Source organism: Mycobacterium sp. UM_WGJ (assembly GCF_000455125.1).
Lineage (GTDB): Bacteria > Actinomycetota > Actinomycetes > Mycobacteriales > Mycobacteriaceae > Mycobacterium.
The window spans coordinates 102,325-121,593 of the sequence record NZ_AUWR01000008.1; the positions used below are offsets into that span (position 1 = coordinate 102,325).

A 19,269-nucleotide genomic window follows, 5' to 3' on the forward strand; every position below is an offset into this window, starting at 1 on the left:
ACAGGGGATTTGATTCCCACACCGCGCACCCCGCAGGGTCACCAGCCGACCCACCGCGACCCCGCCGATTCCGCCACAGACCTTTGCCGGGGCGGGTCTACCCGCCAAGAGAGATGCGCCGGTAACGGCCGTTACCAACCACCAAAACATGTGATTGAACTTAGAACTGATCCGTTGTAATTTATCGCGAGATCAGTAATCTTCCACCGAAACGGGCCTGATTTCCATGAAAGGAACCGCCCATGGTTGACCGTAGATTGCTCCCGCTGGCCCTCGCGCCGCTGCTGATCGCCAGTCCCGCCCTACCCGCGAGTGTGGCGGCCCAAGGACTCAAGTCGGTCTCCGCACAGGTGGTCCTGCTCGGCACCGAGGCGTGGGGCATGGGCGGCAGTGGTATGCCGATCCCCAGCCAAGCGGTCATCGACGCCGTCACCTCGCGCTACCTCACGCCCTCCCCGCCGATCTTCCCCGGCCAGCCGATCTTCCCGTTCGACTCGGTTCATCCCCTCTTCACCCCGGAGGGCCTGTATCCGATCACCGGTACCAAGTCTCTGGTACTCGACCAGTCCCTGGCACAGGGTGTGCAAATCTTGGACGCCACCATCAAGGAGCGGCTCGCCTTGGGCCACGACCTCGTCGTGGTCGGCGCCTCGCAGAGCGCAACGCTGGCCGGACTGGAGATGCGCAATCTGCTGGCGCTGCCGGCTGATCAGATCCCGACGTCCGATCAGCTCTCGTTCGTGCTGTTGGTCGATCCCAGCAACCCCAACGGAGGTCTGCTCTCCCGCTTCGGAGACCCGAGCCTGCCGCCGTTGACCGTTCCCAGCATGGGCGTGACGTTCAGCGGGGCTACCCCGTCGGAAACCCCGTGGGACACCGCTATGTACAACATGGAATACGACGGCTTCTCGGACTTCCCGCGTTACCCGCTCAACTTCCTGTCCGTTCTCAACGCGGTCATGGGGATCGCTTTCGTGCACAGCACCATCCCCAATCTGTCCGACGAGCAGATCGCCCAGGCCGTCCTGATGCCGGTGTCGGACGGCTACGGCGGCAACACCGATTACTTCATGATCCCCACCGAGAATCTGCCGTTGCTGGAGCCGCTGCGCTTCCTGCCGATCCTGGGCGACCCGCTGGCCGATCTGCTGCAGCCGGCGCTACGCGTGTTGATCAACCTGGGCTACGGCAACATCGAACACGGCTGGGACCCGGGTCCGGCCGACCTGTCGACACCATTCGGGGTGTTCCCGGACCTCGATCTGGGCGAGGTCCTCACGGCGCTGGGCGACGGGGTTCAGCAGGGCTGGCAGGACTTCATCAGCGGTCTTGGCTCGCTACCGAGCCTGCCCGAAGCCTTGGCAAGCAGCGCGGATGCCCTCGGCGGCTTCGCCGATGTGGTCAACGACTTCTCCGCGGCCCTGGCACGGGGCTATGCGGCCCTGCTGCCGATCGCCGATCTGGTCAATGCCCTGCTGACCACACTTCCGGCCTACAACGTCAGCCTGTTCGCGCAGGAGATCGCCTCTGGCGACTTACTCGATGCCCTGATGATGCCGCTCGCCGCTGACGTCGGCTTGATCACCACCGGACTCGGAATCGGCGCCTTGAGCCTGGCGTCGGCGTTTATCTCCTTCTGACCGCCGTCGCGGGTCACTCGACTCCGTCGCGGGCCCAGGACGGTGTGATGAAGACCCCGTCGGCCTCCACGGTGATCCCGTTGGCGTCCGAGATGTAGCCGCGGGCATAGGTTTTCACGCCTTCCCTGCGGTAGATGGAGGCTTCGGCGTGCAACGGCCCCAGGGGCGTTCCGCGCAGATACTTCACCGTGATCGTGCCGGTGTAGCGCGGCTTGGTCAGGCCATCGCTGGCCGCCTCACCGAGCACATGGTCGAGGACCAGCGCGCTCACCCCGCCGTGGACCAGCGACGGCGGGCCCTCGTAGGCGGTTCCCAGGTGAAAGTCGCTCCAGCAGTGGCCATTCTCCCCGTGCTGGATCACCAGCGGCGGAGCGATCGGGTTACGCAGGCCCACCACGGCATTGCCCCACGCCAGCGGCCGCCCCTCGACGACATAGCGCAGTCCCGGTGACTCGCTGAGGGTTCCGCCGCGCAGCTGCTCGGTCAGCTGCTGCACCTGGGCGGTCACCTCATGGGTCGTCGCGTCGTCGGCCTGGGTGCGGATCGTGGCGTCAATCAGGTCGCGGACCGCCTGGGCCAGCGGTCCGTAGCGCTGCGACAGCTGATCGCTCTCGTCGACGCTGATCGTCGGCACGTTCGAGTGAGCCCTGAAATCCACCACGCCAGACCCTCCTTCAGTCTCCGAACACCTTGCGCGCGACGACCTTCGCGCGCCGTGTCACCCGGAGGTAGTTGTCCAAGAACTCACCGCCGTCGCCGCCGGGCCAGCCGGCGGCCACCGCCACCGCGTTCAGCGCGCGGCCCGGCCCGGGCAGTTGGTCGGTCGGTTTGCCACGGACCAGCACCAGCGCGTTGCGGGCACGGGTGGCGGTCAGCCAGGCCTGCCGGAGCCGGTCCACCTCGTCCTCTTCGAGCAGCCCGGCAGCGGCGATGGCATCCAGGGTTTCCAGCGTAGAGGTGTTGTGCAGCGCCGGAACACGGTGGGCGTGGCGCAACTGCAGCAGCTGCACGGTCCACTCGACGTCGGCCAGACCGCCCCGACCCAGTTTGGTGTGCGTATTGGGGTCGGCGCCGCGCGGCAGTCGTTCGGCGTCGACACGCGCCTTGACCCGTCGAATCTCCCGCACCGCGTCGGTGGACACGCCCCCGGGCGGATAGCGGGTGGCGTCGACCATCCGCAGGAACCGGTCACCCAGCTCCGCGTCACCGGCGACGCAGTGCGCCCGCAGCAGCGCCTGGATCTCCCACGGCTGCGCCCACTGGTCGTAGTAGGCCGCGTAGGAGGCCAGCGTGCGCACCGGCGGCCCATTGCGGCCCTCCGGGCGCAGATTGATGTCGACCTGCAGTGGCGGATCGGCGCTGACGGTGCCCAGCAGCGCCCGGACCTGCTCGGCGATCGACGTGGCCCACCGCACCGCGTCGGCGTCACTCACGCCCGGCACGTTCTCGTTGGCCTCGCAGACGAACATGACGTCGGCATCCGAGCCGTAGCCCAGTTCGCGCCCGCCGAGTCGGCCCATCCCGATCACCGCGATCTTCGCCGGTGCCTGCTGCGCGTCTGTGTCGGGCGAGCCGGACAGGTTGACCCGGATGATCGCGTCCAAAGCGGCCTGCAACACCGCTACCCACACCGCGGTCAGTGCCCGACAGACATCGATGACGTCCAGCATGCCCAGCAGGTCCGCCGAGGCGATGCGGGCCAGTTCGTGGCGCCGCAGACTGCGGGCCGACGCGATCGCGCGCACCGGGTCGGGGTAGCGGCCGGCCGAGGCGATCAGCGCCCGCGACACCGCGTCCGAGTCGGTGTCGAGCAGCTTGGGGCCGGTCGGTCCGTCGCCGTAGGCCTGAATGACGTCGGGTGAGCGCATCAACAGTTCCGGGATGTAGGCCGAGGTGCCCAGCACCCGCATCAGCCGCTTGGCCACCGCGCTGCTGTCGCGCAGGGTGCTCAGATACCAGCGCTGCTGCGCCATCGCCTCGCTGAGCCGCCGGTAGGCCAACAGTCCCGCGTCGGGGTTGGGCGTGTCCGACAGCCAATACAGCAGGGTGGGCAGCAGCACCGCCTGGACCCGACCCCGGCGACCACTCTCGTTGGTCAGCGCACCCAGGTGAGTCAGTGCGTTGTGCGGCGCCTCGTAACCGAGTGCCGCCAGCTGCCGTTCCGCGGCACCGGGAGTCAGTCCACCGGCCAGCTCCAGTCCCGCTGGGCCGACAGCCTCCAGCAATGGCTGGTAGAAGAGCTTGGCGTGTAGCCGCGACACCCGCCGGTTCTGGGCCTTGAGTTCTGCACGAAGGACGCCCAGGGCATCGTGACGGCCGTCCGGGCGGACATGGGCGGAGCGGGCCAGCCAGCGCAGCGCCTCGTCGTCGTCGGGCGGCGGGAGCATGTGGGTGCGCTTGAGCCGCTGCAGCTGCAGGCGGTGTTCCAGGAGTCGCAGGAACTCATAGGAGGCGGTGAGGTCGGCGGAATCCTCCCGGCCGATGTAGCCGCCGGCACCCAAGGCCGCCAGCGCATCGACCGTGGAGGCCACATGCAATGACTCATCACTGCGGCCGTGCACCAGCTGCAGCAGCTGCACGGCGAACTCCACATCGCGCAGTCCCCCGGAGCCCAGCTTGATCTCGCGGGTCCGGATCTCGGCGGGCACCAGCTGCGCCACCCGGCGGCGCATCGCCTGCACGTCGGTGACGAAATCCTCACGCTCGCATGCGGTCCAGACCATCGGCAGCAACGCGTCGATGTAGGCCCGGCCCAATTCGGCGTCGCCGACCGCCGCGCGCGCCTTGAGCAGCGCTTGGAACTCCCAGGTCTTGGCCCACCGTTGGTAGTAGACGACGTGCGATTCCAGGGTTCGCACCAGCGCGCCGTGCCGGCCCTCGGGCCGCAGGCCGGCGTCCACTTCGAAGAACGCCTCCCCGGCCACCCGCATCAACTCACCGGCGACTCGCGTGCTCACCGCGTCGGCTTCTTCGGCGACGAAGATGACGTCCACGTCGCTGACGTAATTCAACTCCCGCGCACCGCATTTGCCCATGGCGATGACGGCGATCCGCGGCACGTCGGCACCGGCATCGGGGCCGCAGATCTGCAGTTCGGCCACCTGCAGCGCGGCCGCCAACGCGGCGTCGGCCAGGTCGGCCAGATGCTCGCCGACCGGCACGAAGGGTAGGACGGGCAGGTTCTCGACGGTGGGCGCCAGGTCTATCGACGCCAACACCAGCATCCGGTCGCGATACAGCGACCGCAGCCGGTCGATGTAAGTGCCGTCCGTGGTTGCCGCAACGCAGTCGGTGAACATCGCGCGCAGTTCGGCCGCTGACGGCAGCGTGATCGTGTAGTCGTCGGAGTCGACCGGGCTGGCCAGCAACTTCCAGGTCTCGGGATGGGTGATCAGGTGATCCCCCAGCGTCAGTGAGGATCCCAGTACCGCGAACAGCCGCCCGCGAAGTCCCCGATCGGTCATGAGCGCTGCGCTCAGTTCGGCCCAGTCGATGCCCGGTGCTTCGGACAGCCGGACCAGGGTGCGCAGCGCGACATCGGCGTCGGGAGCGCGCGACAGCGCCCAGAGCACGTCAACGTGCGGTTGGGTGTATGCGCTGTACCAACCCAGTGCGGTCAGGTCGGCTGCGGCGTACCGGTCGACCAGACCGAGGCGCCCGACGCTGGGCAGCTTGCGGCGCTGAGCTCCGGGATAGGCCATGAGGCTTTGGGAGGCTGCTACAGCGACAGGTAGTTCTGCAGCTCGTAGGGGGTCACGTGGCTGCGGTAGTTCGCCCACTCCTGGCGCTTGTTACGCAGGAAGAAATCGAAGACCTGCTCCCCCAACGCTTCCGCGACCAGCTCGGAGTTCTCCATCTCGCTCAGCGCGCGCTCCAGGGTGCCGGGCAGTTCCTTGTAGCCCATCGCCCGGCGCTCCTCGGGAGTCAGCGCCCAGACGTTGTCCTCGGCTTCGGGACCGAGCTCGTAACCCTGCTCCACCCCACGCAGCCCGGCGGCCAACAGCACCGCGAAGGCCAGGTAGGGGTTGCATGCCGAGTCGGGGCTGCGTACCTCGATGCGCCGCGACGACGTCTTGTGCGGGCTGTACATCGGGACCCGCACCAGGGCCGAGCGGTTGGAGGCGCCCCACGACGCCGCGGTGGGTGCTTCCCCGCCGTGGATCAGGCGCTTGTAGGAGTTCACCCACTGATTGGTGACGGCGCTGATCTCGTTGGAGTGCTCGAGAATCCCGGCGATGAACGACTTGGCGGTGGCCGACAGCTGCAGCGGGTCGTCCGGGCTGTGGAAGGCGTTGACTTCGCCCTCGAACAGACTCATATGGGTGTGCATGGCCGAACCTGCGTGCTCGCGGAACGGCTTGGGCATGAACGACGCCCGGACGCCTTCCTTGAGCGCGATCTCCTTGATCAGGTAGCGGAACGTCATCACGTTGTCGGCCATCGACAGCGCGTCGGCGTAGCGCAGGTCGATCTCCTGCTGCCCCGGAGCGTTCTCGTGATGGCTGTATTCCACCGAGATGCCCATCGACTCCAGCGCATCGATCGCGTGTCGGCGGAAGTTGGCGGCCGAACCGTGGATCGACTGGTCGAAGTAGCCGGCGTCGTCGGCCGGAACCGGGGTGCTGCCGTCGTAGGGGCCGGGCTCCAGCAGGAAGAACTCGATCTCGGGGTGCACGTAGCAGGCGAAACCCAGCTCCCCGGCCTTGGCCAGCTGCCGGCGCAACACATGCCGCGACGACGCCCAGGCCGGCGAACCGTCGGGCATGGTGATGTCACAGAACATCCGCGCCGAGTACTGCCGGCCGGTGTCAGACACCCATGGCAGCAGCTGGAAGGTCGACGGATCCGGGTGGGCGACCATGTCGGATTCGAAGACCCGGGCGAAGCCCTCGATCGCCGAGCCGTCGAAGCCAACGCCTTCGTCGAAGGCGCCCTCGAGCTCTGCCGGGGCGATCGCGACTGATTTCAGATAACCGAGTACATCGGTGAACCAGAGCCGGACGAAACGGATGTCGCGTTCCTCCAGCGTGCGGAGCACAAACTCCTTCTGACGGTCCATACCGCGAAGCGTATCAGCGCTCAGCACTTCGCATCGGTTGGCGGCAACGTGCCGTCGACCAAGTACCGCGCGGCGAACCGATCCACGCATTCGTTGCCCTGGAATACGACCGTGTGCTGGGTTCCGTTGAACGTCAGCAGACCCCCGCCCAGCTGCTTGGCCAGGTCCACACCGGCTTGGTACGGAGTGGCCGGGTCACGGGTCGTGGAGACCACCATCGTCGGCGGCAGGTCCGGCACCGAGAGGGTATGCGGCTCGGAGGTCGGGGGCACTGGCCAGAAGGCGCAGGTGCCCAGCGGGGCGTCGCCGGTGAACTTCCCGTAGCTCATGAATGGCGCCACCTCGCGGGAACGCCGGTCTTCGTCAATTACCTTGGCGCGGTCGGTGATCGGCGGCTGGTCGACGCAGTTGACCGCGACCCGGGCATCCGTGGCGTTGGTGTAGTGACCGTTGGCGTCGCGGCGCATGTACAGGTCGGCCAGGCTCAGCATGATGTCGCCCCGGCCGCCGGCCAGATCGGACAGGCCGTCGTTGAGGTGCGTCCAGAACGTCGGCGAATACAGCGCCATGATGGTGCCGACGATCGCGTCGCTGTAGCTCAGACCGCGCGGGTCCTTGGTCTTGGCGGGCTTGTCCACCAGCGGGTCGACCAGACTGTGGTAGACGTCGACGGCTTTGGCCGGGTCGGTGCCCAGCGGGCAGTCATCCTCTTTGGCGCAGTCGGCGGCGAAGTCGTCGAACGCGCCCTGGAAGGCCTCCGCCTGGCGCAGGTCCTCTTCGATCGGGTCGGCATTGGGGTCCACCGCGCCGTCCAGAATCATCGCGCGCACGTTCTGGGGGTAGGCCTCGGCGTAGGCGGCGCCGATCCGGGTGCCGTAGGAATAGCCGAGGTAGGTCAGCTTGTCATCACCCAATCCGGCGCGGATCGCGTCGAGGTCGCGGGCGACGTTGACGGTACCGACGTTGGCCAGGAATTCCTTACCGGTCTTGTCCAGGCAGCGTTCGACGTATTCCTTGGTCTCGTTCTCGATGCGCGCCACGCCCTCGGGACTGTAGTCGACCTGGTTCAGAGCCCGCAGCCGGTCGTTCTCCTTATCGGAGTTGCACCACACCGCCGGCCGTGATGACGCCACCCCACGCGGGTCGAACCCGACCAGATCGAATTGCTCACGGACCTGGCGCGGCAGCGAGCTGACCAAGCCCACCGCGGTTTCGATTCCGGACTCCCCCGGCCCGCCCGGGTTGATCACCAGCGAGCCGATCTTGTCCTTGGTGGCCGGGAATCGGATCATGGCCAGCCGGGCGACGGCGCCCTGTGGCTTGGAGTAGTCCACCGGAACCCCGATGAACCCGCACTGGGCGTCGGTGGGCACTTTGATGTTGGTATCGGCGGTGAACCGGCACTTGTCCCACTGGACCGGTTGACCGACTCGCGGCACGGCCAAGAGCGCGTGGCCCGGGATCATTCGGGTGCAGCTGCCGACGGTGAATGCCACCATCGCTATCGCGAAGCAGGTCAGGGCGGTGCGCGTCATCCCATTGCGGCGCGTCGGCGAGCTCATGACACCACATGGTGCCATGCACGCCGGTGCAAGCCCGGCCACCTGCTGCGCTGCGCGTGTGGCGGTGTGAGGAAATCCACTGCAGCTGGAGGTTCAGCTGTGCGGCCACAGGTGGCACACTGGGCATGTCAGACGACCCGGGGACCCGAGTTATGGGCTTCGAGGATCGACCCGAACAATTCGAGGGACAACGATGTCTGAGCACGTTTATGGCTCTTCGCCTGATCCTGTCCGCGTCGCACCCAAGACCCGCGTTCATCATCTGCTGCAGATGAAAAACGAGGGCCGCAAATGGGGGATGCTGACCGCCTACGACTACTCCTCGGCTCGCGTCTTCGACGACGCCGGCATCCCGGTGCTGCTGGTCGGCGACTCGGCGGCCAATGTGGTCTACGGCTACGACAGCACGGTTCCGGTCACCATCGACGAGCTGATCCCGCTGGTGCGCGCGGTGGTGCGCGGTGCCCCGCATGCGCTGGTGGTCGCCGACCTGCCGTTCGGCTCCTACGAAGGCGGGCCGGCGGCGGCATTGGCCACCGCTACCCGGTTCATGAAGGAGGGTGGCGCGCACGCGGTCAAGCTGGAGGGCGGCGAGCGGGTGGCCGACCAGATCGCCACGCTGTCCGCGGCCGGCATCCCGGTGATGGCGCACATCGGGTTCACCCCGCAGAGCGTCAACACCCTGGGCGGTTTCCGGGTGCAGGGGCGCGGCGACGCTGCCGAGCAGACCGTTCACGACGCGATCGCGGTGGCCGAAGCAGGTGCGTTCGCGGTGGTGATGGAGATGGTGCCCGCCGAGTTGGCCACCCAGATCACCGGCAAGCTGACCATTCCCACCGTCGGGATCGGCGCCGGACCCAACTGCGACGCCCAGGTTCTGGTGTGGCAGGACATGGCCGGGATGACCACCGGCAAAACCGCCCGATTCGTCAAGCGCTTCGGCGACGTGGGCGGCGAGTTGCGCCGCGCCGCAGAGCAGTACGCCGCCGAGGTGGCGGCGGGCACCTTCCCGGCCGAGGAGCACTGCTTCTAGAACGCCATGTCCGGCCGGTCCGGATGTGACAGGCTGGACGCCGTGTCTGCAACCGACCCGAGCACCTCTCGGCTTCGTGAGGTGGAGCGCAAGTTCGACGTTGACGCAGCGGCGATCTCGCCGTCCTTCGACGGCATCGCCGGCGTCGCCCAGGTTGAGCAGCTGCCGGCACAAGACCTTGCGGCCGTGTACTTCGATACACCCGGACACGACCTGGCGGCCCGGCGAGTCACGTTGCGCCGACGCACCGGAGGTCCCGACGCCGGCTGGCACCTGAAACTTCCTGCCGGGCCGGACACCCGCACCGAGGTGCGCGCGCCCCTGGGCCCGGAGGTTCCCGACGAGCTGCTGGATGTGGTGAGGGCGATCGTGCGGGATAGGCCGCTGGCACCGGTGGCCCGAATCCGTACCGCCCGCGGTGTGGTGGTGCTGCGCGACGAACAGGGCGAGGTGCTGGCCGAGTTCTGCGACGACCAGGTCACCGCGTCGGCTGGCGATGACGGCGAACAGCACTGGCGGGAATGGGAACTGGAACTGGGCAGCGGGGACCTCAAGCTGCTGGACCGGCTGAGTAACCGGCTGCGCGACACCGGCGCCAGGCCGGCCGGCTACGGCTCCAAACTGGCCAGGGTGCTCGGCGCGCCGGCGGTGCCCGCGCACCCGACCGACCGTCTGCATCGGGCGCTGGCCGAGCAGATCGAGCAGTTGCTGGTGTGGGATCGCGCCGTGCGCGCCGACGCCGACGACGCCATTCATCAGATGCGGGTGACGATCCGGCGGATCCGCAGCCTGTTGCAGGGCGAGGAAACGGCCCACGCCCCGCTGCTCGACGAACTGCAGGAACTGGGATCGGTCCTCGGTGTCGCCCGCGACGCGGAGGTCCTGGCCCAGCGCTATCAGCAGGCACTCGATGAGCTGACGCCGGAGCTGGTCCGCGGGCCGGTGGGCGAACGGCTGGTCGGCGGCTCGCTGCGCCGCTACCAGACGGGACGACGCCGCAGCCTGGCCGCGCTGCGCTCCCCGCGGTATTTCCGGCTGCTCGACGGCCTCGACGATCTGGTCAGCGCGCCGGCCGCCGAGCGGTACGCCACGGTAGACGTCGCCTACCGGCGGCTGCGCAAGGCGGTGAAGGCTGCCAAGAAGGCCGCCGACCGCGACGCGGCACTGCACCGGATCCGCAAGGCCGCCAAGCGACTGCGCTACGCCGCCGCGGCAGCGAATAAGAAGAAGATCGCCAAGCGGGCGAAGACGATTCAGAGCGTGCTCGGCGACCACCAGGACAGCGTGGTCAGCCGGAAAAATCTGCTGCAACAGGCCGATGCCGCGGCGGCTGCCGGCGAGGACACCTTCACTTACGGACTGCTGTATGCCCGCGAGGCAGACCTTGCCGCGCGGAGTCGGGCGGCGTTGCGGCCCGCGCTGCGCAAGCTGAAGCGGGCGATGTAGGCGGACGAGTTGGCCTGTAAGCCGGATTCTGTCCCGCACCGCCGAAGCGATGCGGCGGCGACCATCCATCTGGGCACACCGTCGCCGGGTACCTCAAGCGGCCTACCCGCAGATTCGGGCGAGCAGCCCTCAAACACCTGCGCGACCGCACCGAAATGCGGCCTTCTTGGCCTTGCTTCGGGTGGGGTTTACCGAGCCGTCCCGGTCACCCGGAACGCTGGTGCGCTCTTACCGCACCGTTTCACCCTTACCACCTTGCGGTGGCGGTCTGTTTTCTGTGGCACTGTCCCGCGAGTCACCTCGGATTGCTGTTAGCAATCACCCTGCTCTGTGAAGTCCGGACTTTCCTCGACCCGCTTTTACGCGTGCCGCGGCCGCCCGGCCAACTCGTCCGCGCTGATCACCGTACCGGCAAGCCTGGGCGCAGACCAGCCGGCATCACCCCGCACGGCTGGCGCACACTCTAGGGATGACGACACGCTGGGAGCGGCGGGTGGGTGCCGGCGACTGGGACGCCGTGGCCGCCGAGCTCGACGAGTGCGGCGGCGCGCTGCTGCCCCGGCTGCTGACGGTCACCGAGGCCGCGCGGTTGCGGCGTTGCTACGCCGACGACGAGCGCTTCCGCGCCACCGTCGACATGCAGCGTCATCGCTACGGGTCCGGGCAGTACCGGTATTTCGCGGCACCGGCACCTGCACCCGTCGATGCGCTGAAGCGGGCCCTGTATCCGCATCTGGTGCCGATCGCCCGGGACTGGGCTACCCGGCTGGGCCGCGCGACGCCGTGGCCTGACGATTTCGACGAGTGGCTGGAGCAGTGCCACCGTGCCGGCCAGACCAAACCGACCGCCCTGATGTTGCACTACGGCCCGGGTGACTGGAATGCCCTGCACCGGGACCTCTACGGCGAGTTGGTGTTTCCGCTACAGGTGGTGATCAACCTCAGCGATCCGGCCGCCGACTACACCGGGGGTGAGTTCCTGCTGGTCGAGCAGCGCCCGCGTGCGCAGTCTCGCGGCGTGGCCGTGCAGTTGCCGCAGGGGCACGGCTACGTGTTCACCACCCGCGATCGGCCGGTGCGCTCCACCCGCGGCTGGTCCACGGCGCCGGTGCGCCACGGCGTCTCGCCGATCCGCTCCGGTGAGCGCTACACACTGGGGCTGATCTTTCACGACGCCGCTTGAAAGACGCCGCTTGAAAGACGCCGCTTAACGCGTGGGACCGGTGCGCCGCAGCATGATCACGTTGTCGGTCAGCACGCCGGTCTGGCCGTCGGGTCCGACCGCGTCGCGCTCGGCAGTCCCGAGCCGCAGCAGCTCCCACTGCGCGTCATCGAGTCGAAGCCCGGCCAGTACCTCTTCGGCCGTGGCGAAGTGATGCTCGTGCACGTGCTGGCCGGCCCACGGCGGCGCGGCGGCATGGTCCACTATCAGTAGTCGCCCGCCCACCGCCACGGCGTCAGCCGCCCGGCGCAGCACTGCTTCGCGTTCCAGTGGCACCGGCGAGTGCAGGAACTGCGCCGACACCAGGTCGAATCGGCCGGCGGGGAAGCTGGTGGACAGGTCGTGGCGCTCGAAGCGGATGCGCGAGATCACCTGGCGCTCTTGAGCAGCGGCGCAGGCCCGTTCCAGCGCGTTGGCCGAGACATCGACCGCCACCACCTGCCAGCCGTCTTCGGCCAGCCAGATCGCGTCGGCGCCCTCACCGCAGCCCAGATCCAGTGCCCGGCCCGGCGCCAGATCCGCGGTGATCTCGGCGAGCTGGACGTTGACCCGTCCGCTCCACACCGGATCATTGCCACCGTAGAACTCGTCCCAGAATTCGCGCGGGTCGCGCACGGCGTCGGTCATCGGTCTGTGTTCCTTCCGTTCATGACTGGCGGCAACGGCAATCCGTAGTCGTCGGCGGCCAGGCTCTGCACCACCGCCGCCGCGGCGCGGGAGCCCGCCGCGATCGCAGCGGCCACCTGTGGCATCTCCCCCGCCAGATCCCCCGCGGCGAACACCCCGGGAATCGAGGTGCGGCACAACGGATCGACACCGACCGGGTCATGCGCCACGGGACCAGGCTCCGCGACTGCCACACCGAGGCGCTCAGCCAGCTGATCGCGCTGCCGCAGGGCCGCCGCGACCAGAAGTCCGCGCCTGGGCAACCGATCACCGTCAGCGAACACCACCGCCGACAGCTCACCGTCCTGAGCGTCCAGCGCTGCCACCGGCCGCTCGTCGACCCGGACGCCGGCTTTGGCCAGTCGGGTGCGCTCGTCCGCGTCGAGCTCGGTCGGACCGTTCGTGAGAACCACGATGTCGTCGCTCCAGCACCGCAGCAGCAGCGCTAAGTGAACGGCCCGGGCACCGTCGGCCAGCACCGCCAACGGAAGATCCCGCACTTCCCAGCCGTGGCAGAACGGGCAGTGAAACACCGAACGGCCCCAGAGCTGCGCGATGCCGGGGAGATCCGGTGGCAGGTAGGCCATTCCGGTGGCCAGCAGCACGCGGCGTGTTCGTTCTAGGCGACCGCCGAGTAGTCGCACCAGGAACTCGCCATCGACGCTTTCGATGTCTACCACTTCACCGGCGCGGATCTGCACACCGTAGGAGGCGAGTTCGTCGCGGCCGAGCCGATAGAGCTCGACCGGCGGGCGGCCGTCATGGCCCAGCAGGCCGCCGATTCCGTGCGCGCTGCGGTTGCTCTGCTGGCCCGCGTCGATCAGCAGGGTATTACGCCGGGCGCGGCCCAACACCAGACCGGCGCTGAGTCCGGCCGCGCCGCCGCCCACCACGATGCAATCCCAGATTTCGCTCATGCTTCCGAGCTTGCAGGCCCACGTCAGGGACTGGCAAGCTAATTTGCTATGCAGGCAAATGCTGAGGAGAGCGGCGTAGACCTACGGGTGCGGCGTCGGCTGCGTGAGCTGCGCACCCAGCAGGGGCTGACCCTCGAGGGCGTGGCGACGCGCGCCGGTATCGACGTCTCGACATTGAGCAGGCTGGAATCGGGCAAGCGACGCCTGGCATTGGACCATCTGCCCCGGCTGGCCGAGGCACTGTCGGTCAGCACCGACGAGTTGCTGCGCGCGCCGCAGCACCAGGACCCGCGGGTGCGTGGTACCTCGCACAGCCACAACGGCATCACCTATTGGCCGCTGACCCGGCACGGCCCGGCCGGGGGTTTGCACGCCTTCAAGATCCGGGTCGGCATGCGCCGCCGACGGCCCACCGAATTGCCGGTGCACGAAGGCCACGAGTGGCTGTACATGTTGTCCGGCCGCATCCGGTTGGTGCTGGGCGACGACGATTTCCTGATCGGGCCCGGTGAGGCGGTCGAGTTCTCCACCTGGACACCGCATTGGTTCGGCGCCGTCGACGGTCCAGCCGAGGCCATCGTGATCTTCGGAACCCACGGCGAGCGCGTGCACCTGCACGGCTGACGGGCGGGCCGGCGGCTACAGGTAGGCCGTCTGATTCACCAGCCGCACCGACGCGGGCCCGTCACGAAAGAACTCGGCGATGCTCAGCGATGCCAGGTCCAGGTGCAGCCGGTACAAGATCGCTGGGCCGGCATCGAGCGCCAGACGCAGCACCGTCTTGATCGGTGTCACGTGTGACACCACCAGCACGGTGGTGCCGGCATGGTCGGCGACGATTCGGTCGCGCGCGGCCTGCACCCGCTGCTGTACGGCGTCGAAGCTCTCCCCGCCGGGGGGCTGGGTAGCGGTGTCCTTGAGCCAGCGCCGGTGCAGTTCGGGGTCGCGTTCGGCGGCCTCGGCGAAGGTCAGCCCCTCCCAGGCACCGAAGTCGGTTTCGGTCAGGTCCTCATCGATGGTCACGTCCAACCGCAGCAGTCGCGCCGCCGCCTCGGCGGTGTCGCGGCAGCGTTGCAGCGGCGAGCTGATGACCGCGGCGATGCCGCCGTGCTGGGCCAGGTAGCGCGCGGCCGCATCGGCCTGTTGCCGGCCGGTGTCGGTCAGCGGCGGGTTGCCGCGTCCGGAGTAGCGCCGATTCACCGACAGTTCGGTCTGCCCGTGCCGCAGCAACAGCAGCCGAGTCGCGGTGCCCGTCGCGCCGGTCCAGCCGGGAGCTGTCGGGGCAGGCGCGGGCGCCGTCGCCACCGGCTTCGGTGCCGGGCTGTCGATTCCGGCAGCGGCATCCATGGCCTCGTTGGCCAGCCGGTCAGCATGGGAGTTCTTCTCCCGCGGAATCCAGGTGTAGCGGACATGGTCGAACTTCGACGCCAGCTCGCGGGCCTGCCGATGCAGCGTGATCAGGTCCGGATTTTTGACCTTCCACCGGCCGGCCATCTGTTCGACCACCAGCTTGGAGTCCATGAACACCCCGACCTCGGCGGCGCCCAGCCGGGCCGCCTCGGTCAACCCCGCGACCAGGCCCCGGTATTCGGCAACGTTGTTGGTGGCAACACCGATGGACTCCTTGGCCTCGGCGAGCAGCGAGGAGCGATCGGCCGACCACACCACCGCCCCGTAGCCGGCCGGGCCCGGATTCCCCCGCGACCCACCGTCGGCTTCAACTACGACTTTCATCCCCCCACCTTCACCGGCCAGCGCGCTAACCGAAGTCTTTGACCCGCAGCAGGATCGCGCTGCACTCGGGGCACCGCAACACCTCCTCGGGGGCCGCTGCGGAGATCCGGGCCAGCTCACCGCGGTCGATCTCGATCCGGCAGGCGCCGCACTGTCCCCCGCGCAACGGTCCGGCACCGACCCCACCGGACGCCCGCTGCCGTTCATAGAGTGCCAACAACTCGGCGTCAATCGTGGCGGCCAACTCGTCGCGGGTGGCCGCGCGCTGCCCACTGGTGGTCTCGATCTCGGCCAGCGCGGTGTCCACCGCCTCCTGTAACCGGGCCAGATCAGCGGCCAGGCCTTCGATCACGGCCGCTTCCGCGTTCGTCTGGGTCTGCAGTTGCTCACGCTGCTCCATCAACTCCAGCAGCGAGTCCTCCAAGCTGGACTGGCGCTTCTGCAGTGTCTCGAGCTCATGCTGCAGATCGACGACCTGTTTGGGGCTGGCCTGCCCGGAGTCCAGCAGGGCGCGGTCGCGGTCCTCGCGCTGGCGCACCGCGTCGATCTCCGACTCGAAACGACCGGCTTGGGCGTCCAAGTCCTCCACGGCCAACTCCAGGGCGGCTAGCCGGTCGGCGGCCGCGGTGTGCTCGGCCTGGAGACGCTCGCGGTCCTGCTGCTCGGGCAGATTCTTGGCGCGGTGCGCGTTCCGGGCCAGCTCGGCATCCAGCTCCAACAATTCCAACAACGAACGTTGTTGAGCTACAGCAGCCTTCATGACCGGTCTCCTTCATGCGCGAGATTCCAGGGGTCGGTGCGCAGCGTGCTGACACGCACCGGCAGCGTCGCACCGAAATGGGAGCGGAGTATATCGGCCGCCTGCGCGCACCACGGGTATTCACTGGCCCAGTGGGCCACGTCGACCAGCGCCATCGCAGACCGTCGGGAATGCTCGTCAGCCGGATGGTGACGCAGGTCGGCGGTGACGTACACCTGAGCGTCGGCGGCGGCAGCCGCATCGAGCAGGGAATCGCCGGCGCCGCCGCAGACCGCCACCCGCGAGACCAGCAAGTCGGAGTCTCCCGAGGCGCGCACACCCCAGGAGGTGGCCGGCAGCCCCGCAGCGACGCGGGCGACGAACGCGCTCAACGGCTCCGGGGTCGCCAGGCTGCCCACCCGGCCGATCCCGACTCCGGCGGGCAGCGGCTGCACCGTAAAGATGTCGAACGCCGGTTCTTCGTAGGGATGGGCAGCCAGCAGCGCCGCGTGAATCGCCCCACGGGCCCGCGCCGGCGCCACCACTTCGATCCGGTCCTCGGGAACGCGCTCGACCTCACCCACTCGTCCGATCGACGGCGTCGCGCCGTCGCCGGGCAGGAACTGGCCGGTGCCCGGCACACTCCAACTGCACTGCGCGTAGTCACCGATATGACCCGCGCCGGCCGCGAACACCGCGGCCCGGACCGCCTCGGCGTGCTCTGCGGGGGTGTAGATCACCCATTTGTCGGTGTCGGGTTTGCCGGCGGCCGGGTCGAGCACGGACTCCACCGTCAGCCCGAGTGCCGCTGCCAGCGCGTCGGAGACCCCGGGCGCGGCGGCGTCGGCATTGGTGTGAGCGGTGAACAGCGCCCGACCGGTCCGGATCAACCGGTGGATCAGCGAGCCCTTGGGGGTGCTGGCCGCCACGGTGTCCACCCCGCGCAGCAGCAGCGGATGGTGGGCCAGCAGCAGACCGCCGTCGGGCACCTCGTCGACCACCGCCGAGGTGGCGTCGACCGCGATCGTCACCGAACTCACCGGGTCGCCGGGGTCACCGCAGACCAGCCCGACCGAGTCCCAGGAGTGGGCCAGCCCGGGCGGGTAGGCCGCATCCAGTACGTCAATGACGTCAGCCAACCGCGCGGTCACACTGCAAGACAGTAGTGCGCCACCCGGCGAGCTCTCCGCGCACGTCGGGGACAATGGGACCGTGACGCGCACGAGCACCGCCGCCGCCGAATTGGTCATCTTCGACCTCGACGGCACCTTGACCGACTCCGCGGCCGGGATCGTCGCCAGCTTCCGGCACGCGCTGGAGCACATCGGTGCGCCGATTCCCGAGGGGGATCTGGCTGCGCGGCTGGTCGGGCCGCCGATGCACCACACGCTGGCCGCGATGGGCCTCGGCGAGCACACCGAAGCCGCGGTCGCCGCCTACCGCGCCGACTACACCAGCCGCGGATGGCAGATGAACACCATGTTCGACGGCATCGCCGCGCTGCTGCGCGACCTGCGGGCCGCCGGGGTTCGGCTGGCCGTGGCCACCTCCAAGGTGGAGCCGACCGCGCGCAAGATCCTCGCGCATTTCGGGCTCGACGGCTATTTCGAGGTGGTCGCCGGCGCCAGTGTCGACGGCTCCCGGGCCGCGAAGTCCGACGTGGTGGCCCACGCGCTAGCGCAGCTGGCGCCGCTGCCCGCGCGGGTGCTGATGGTGGGCGATCGGCGCCACGATGTCGACGGTGCGGCCGCGCACGGTATCGACACGGTGCTGGTCGGCTGGGGCTACGGCCAGACCGACTATGCCGAGACCGCCGATGCCGGTCTGGATTCCCCCGACGGTCCCCTCGCCCGCGTGCAGACCGTCACCGAACTACGGGAGGTACTCGGTGTCTGAGCCGATGCTGCATGTCACGTTCGTCTGCACCGGCAACATCTGCCGCTCGCCGATGGCCGAGAAGATGTTCGCCCACCAGCTCGCGCAGCGTGGACTGGGCGGCACCGTGCGGGTGACCAGCGCCGGGACGGCGGACTGGCACGTGGGCAAGGGCGCCGACGAGCGCACCAACCGGGTGCTGCGCGACAACGGCTATCCGGTGGAGCACCGTGCCGCCCAGGTCGGACCCGAGCATGAGGCCGCGGACCTGGTGGTGGCGCTGGGACGCAACCATGTCGGGCTGCTGAGGGGGCTGGGTATTCCGGCCGAGCGGATCCGGATGCTGCGGTCCTTCGACCCGCGTTCAGGAGCCGCCGTGCCCGACGTCGACGACCCCTACTACGGCGGTCATGACGACTTCGTGCAGGCGTTCACCGTCATCGCGGCAGCCCTGCCGGGCCTGCACGCCTGGGTCGACGGGCAGCTGGCGTTGGGCGAGAGCGGCTGATGCGCCGCCTGGCCTTCCTGCTGCGCCCGAGCTGGCTGGCTCTGGCGGCGGTGGTGCTGGGCTTCGCCTACCTGTGTTTCACCGTGCTGGCACCGTGGCAACTGGGCAAGAACACCACCACCTCTCGCGCGAACAGCCAACTCGAACACGCACTGACCGCCGAACCCGTGCCGGTGAACACGCTGCTGCCGCACCAGGATTCGTTTGCGCCGGACGAGCAGTGGCGGCCGGTGACCGCCACCGGGCACTATCTGGCCGACAAGCAGGTGCTGGTGCGGTTGCGGTCGGTCGACGGAGTGCCCGCGGTGGAGGTACTGGCACCGTTCACGGTCAAAGGCGGGCCGACCGTGTTGGTGAATCGCGGCTTCGTGCGCACCGACGACGGCGGTTCGCGGCTACCGGACATTGCGGCACCGCCTGCCGCCGAGGTCACCATCACCGCGCGGCTGCGCGACTCCCAGGGCGCCATACCGGGCAAGAACCCGTTCACCGAGAACGGGTTTCGCCAGGTGTACTCGATCAACACCGAACAGGTCGCGGAGGTGACCGGCGTCGAGCTGACCGGGTCCTACCTGCAGCTTGTCGAAGACCAGCCCGGTGGCTTGGGTGTGATCGCGCTGCCGCGCCGGGATGCCGGCCCGTTCCTGTCCTACGGCATTCAGTGGATCGCGTTCGGAATCCTGGCGCCAATAGGTCTGGGGTACTTCGCGTTCGCCGAGCTGCGGGCACGCCGGGCGGAGCGCGCCGCGACACAACCCGAGGCGGGCGAGGACGAGCCCGCGCCGCCGATGACCGTCGAGCAGAAGCTCGCCGACCGATACGGCCGGCGCCGGTAGGCCTCCGACCGCGCTGTGCCATCCTGGGGCCA

17 protein-coding genes and 1 other RNA gene are annotated in these 19,269 nt (G+C 68.8%); 8 read left to right on the forward strand and 10 right to left on the reverse strand.

Annotated features, from left to right (window positions below):
• Window positions 1-242 precede the first annotated feature (242 nt).
• Complete coding sequence (locus N416_RS21220) at window positions 243-1,640, forward strand: PE-PPE domain-containing protein (RefSeq protein WP_051190151.1); 1,398 nt, start codon at window positions 243-245, stop codon at window positions 1,638-1,640.
• 13 nt (window positions 1,641-1,653) lie between these two features.
• Here N416_RS21220 and N416_RS0102410 read toward each other — a convergent pair whose 3' ends face one another.
• The 4 genes from N416_RS0102410 to N416_RS0102425 are packed head-to-tail and all read right to left on the reverse strand — an operon-like array spanning window position 1,654 to window position 8,261.
• A complete protein-coding gene (locus N416_RS0102410; RefSeq protein ID WP_024440542.1) occupies window positions 1,654-2,301 on the reverse strand; it encodes a PaaI family thioesterase in 648 nt (215 codons plus the stop codon).
• Between the two features lie 13 nt (window positions 2,302-2,314).
• On the reverse strand, window positions 2,315-5,341 hold the full coding sequence (locus tag N416_RS0102415) for a bifunctional [glutamine synthetase] adenylyltransferase/[glutamine synthetase]-adenylyl-L-tyrosine phosphorylase (protein WP_024440543.1): 3,027 nt from the start codon (window positions 5,339-5,341) through the stop codon (window positions 2,315-2,317).
• Window positions 5,342-5,358: 17 nt separating this feature from the next.
• Window positions 5,359-6,699 (reverse strand): type I glutamate--ammonia ligase, encoded by a 1,341-nt coding sequence (gene glnA / locus N416_RS0102420; RefSeq protein ID WP_024440544.1) that lies wholly within the window; start codon window positions 6,697-6,699, stop codon window positions 5,359-5,361.
• Window positions 6,700-6,719: 20 nt separating this feature from the next.
• Window positions 6,720-8,261: an alpha/beta hydrolase gene (locus tag N416_RS0102425; RefSeq protein WP_024440545.1), complete on the reverse strand. Its 1,542-nt coding sequence runs from the start codon at window positions 8,259-8,261 to the stop codon at window positions 6,720-6,722.
• Between the two features lie 193 nt (window positions 8,262-8,454).
• Between N416_RS0102425 and panB the strand changes: the two genes are divergently transcribed.
• Both panB and N416_RS0102435 read left to right on the forward strand, forming a co-directional pair.
• On the forward strand, window positions 8,455-9,294 hold the full coding sequence (gene panB, locus N416_RS0102430) for a 3-methyl-2-oxobutanoate hydroxymethyltransferase (protein ID WP_024440546.1): 840 nt from the start codon (window positions 8,455-8,457) through the stop codon (window positions 9,292-9,294).
• 42 nt (window positions 9,295-9,336) lie between these two features.
• Window positions 9,337-10,740, forward strand: coding sequence for a CYTH and CHAD domain-containing protein (locus N416_RS0102435; protein ID WP_024440547.1), 1,404 nt, complete (start codon window positions 9,337-9,339; stop codon window positions 10,738-10,740).
• A gap of 1 nt (window position 10,741) precedes the next feature.
• On the opposite strand, the gene rnpB is transcribed toward N416_RS0102435, so the two are convergent.
• Window positions 10,742-11,130, reverse strand: an RNA gene (rnpB, locus tag N416_RS22080) — RNase P RNA component class A.
• A gap of 79 nt (window positions 11,131-11,209) precedes the next feature.
• Between rnpB and N416_RS0102440 the strand changes: the two genes are divergently transcribed.
• Window positions 11,210-11,923 (forward strand): 2OG-Fe(II) oxygenase, encoded by a 714-nt coding sequence (locus N416_RS0102440; RefSeq protein ID WP_024440548.1) that lies wholly within the window; start codon window positions 11,210-11,212, stop codon window positions 11,921-11,923.
• A gap of 24 nt (window positions 11,924-11,947) precedes the next feature.
• Here the strand turns inward: N416_RS0102440 and N416_RS0102445 are convergent, their stop codons facing one another.
• Window positions 11,948-12,589 carry a bifunctional 2-polyprenyl-6-hydroxyphenol methylase/3-demethylubiquinol 3-O-methyltransferase UbiG gene (locus tag N416_RS0102445; RefSeq protein WP_024440549.1) on the reverse strand — a complete coding sequence of 214 codons (642 nt, stop codon included), beginning with the start codon at window positions 12,587-12,589 and terminating at the stop codon, window positions 11,948-11,950.
• Window positions 12,586-13,545 carry an NAD(P)/FAD-dependent oxidoreductase gene (locus N416_RS0102450; RefSeq protein ID WP_024440550.1) on the reverse strand — a complete coding sequence of 320 codons (960 nt, stop codon included), beginning with the start codon at window positions 13,543-13,545 and terminating at the stop codon, window positions 12,586-12,588. The genes N416_RS0102445 and N416_RS0102450 overlap by 4 nt, the downstream gene beginning before the upstream one ends.
• A 48-nt stretch (window positions 13,546-13,593) precedes the next feature.
• Here N416_RS0102450 and N416_RS0102455 point away from each other — a divergent pair, with 48 nt between their 5' ends.
• On the forward strand, window positions 13,594-14,169 hold the full coding sequence (locus tag N416_RS0102455) for a helix-turn-helix domain-containing protein (RefSeq protein ID WP_024440551.1): 576 nt from the start codon (window positions 13,594-13,596) through the stop codon (window positions 14,167-14,169).
• Window positions 14,170-14,184: 15 nt separating this feature from the next.
• Here the strand turns inward: N416_RS0102455 and N416_RS0102460 are convergent, their stop codons facing one another.
• The 3 genes from N416_RS0102460 to N416_RS0102470 are packed head-to-tail and all read right to left on the reverse strand — an operon-like array spanning window position 14,185 to window position 17,169.
• Entirely contained in the window at window positions 14,185-15,279 is a 1,095-nt protein-coding gene (locus tag N416_RS0102460) for a bifunctional RNase H/acid phosphatase (RefSeq protein WP_024440552.1), read from the reverse strand.
• 25 nt (window positions 15,280-15,304) lie between these two features.
• On the reverse strand, window positions 15,305-16,039 hold the full coding sequence (locus N416_RS0102465; protein ID WP_024440553.1) for a zinc ribbon domain-containing protein: 735 nt from the start codon (window positions 16,037-16,039) through the stop codon (window positions 15,305-15,307).
• Complete coding sequence (locus N416_RS0102470) at window positions 16,036-17,169, reverse strand: Nif3-like dinuclear metal center hexameric protein (protein ID WP_024440554.1); 1,134 nt, start codon at window positions 17,167-17,169, stop codon at window positions 16,036-16,038. The genes N416_RS0102465 and N416_RS0102470 overlap by 4 nt, the downstream gene beginning before the upstream one ends.
• Window positions 17,170-17,230: 61 nt before the next feature.
• Between N416_RS0102470 and N416_RS0102475 the strand changes: the two genes are divergently transcribed.
• The 3 genes from N416_RS0102475 to N416_RS0102485 are packed head-to-tail and all read left to right on the forward strand — an operon-like array spanning window position 17,231 to window position 19,237.
• Window positions 17,231-17,914, forward strand: a complete 684-nt coding sequence (locus N416_RS0102475; protein ID WP_024440555.1) for an HAD-IA family hydrolase — start codon at window positions 17,231-17,233, stop codon at window positions 17,912-17,914.
• On the forward strand, window positions 17,907-18,401 hold the full coding sequence (locus N416_RS0102480) for a low molecular weight protein-tyrosine-phosphatase (RefSeq protein ID WP_024440556.1): 495 nt from the start codon (window positions 17,907-17,909) through the stop codon (window positions 18,399-18,401). The genes N416_RS0102475 and N416_RS0102480 overlap by 8 nt, the downstream gene beginning before the upstream one ends.
• Window positions 18,401-19,237 (forward strand): SURF1 family protein, encoded by an 837-nt coding sequence (locus N416_RS0102485; RefSeq protein ID WP_024440557.1) that lies wholly within the window; start codon window positions 18,401-18,403, stop codon window positions 19,235-19,237. Before N416_RS0102480 ends, N416_RS0102485 begins: the two co-directional genes overlap by 1 nt.
• Window positions 19,238-19,269 lie beyond the last annotated feature (32 nt).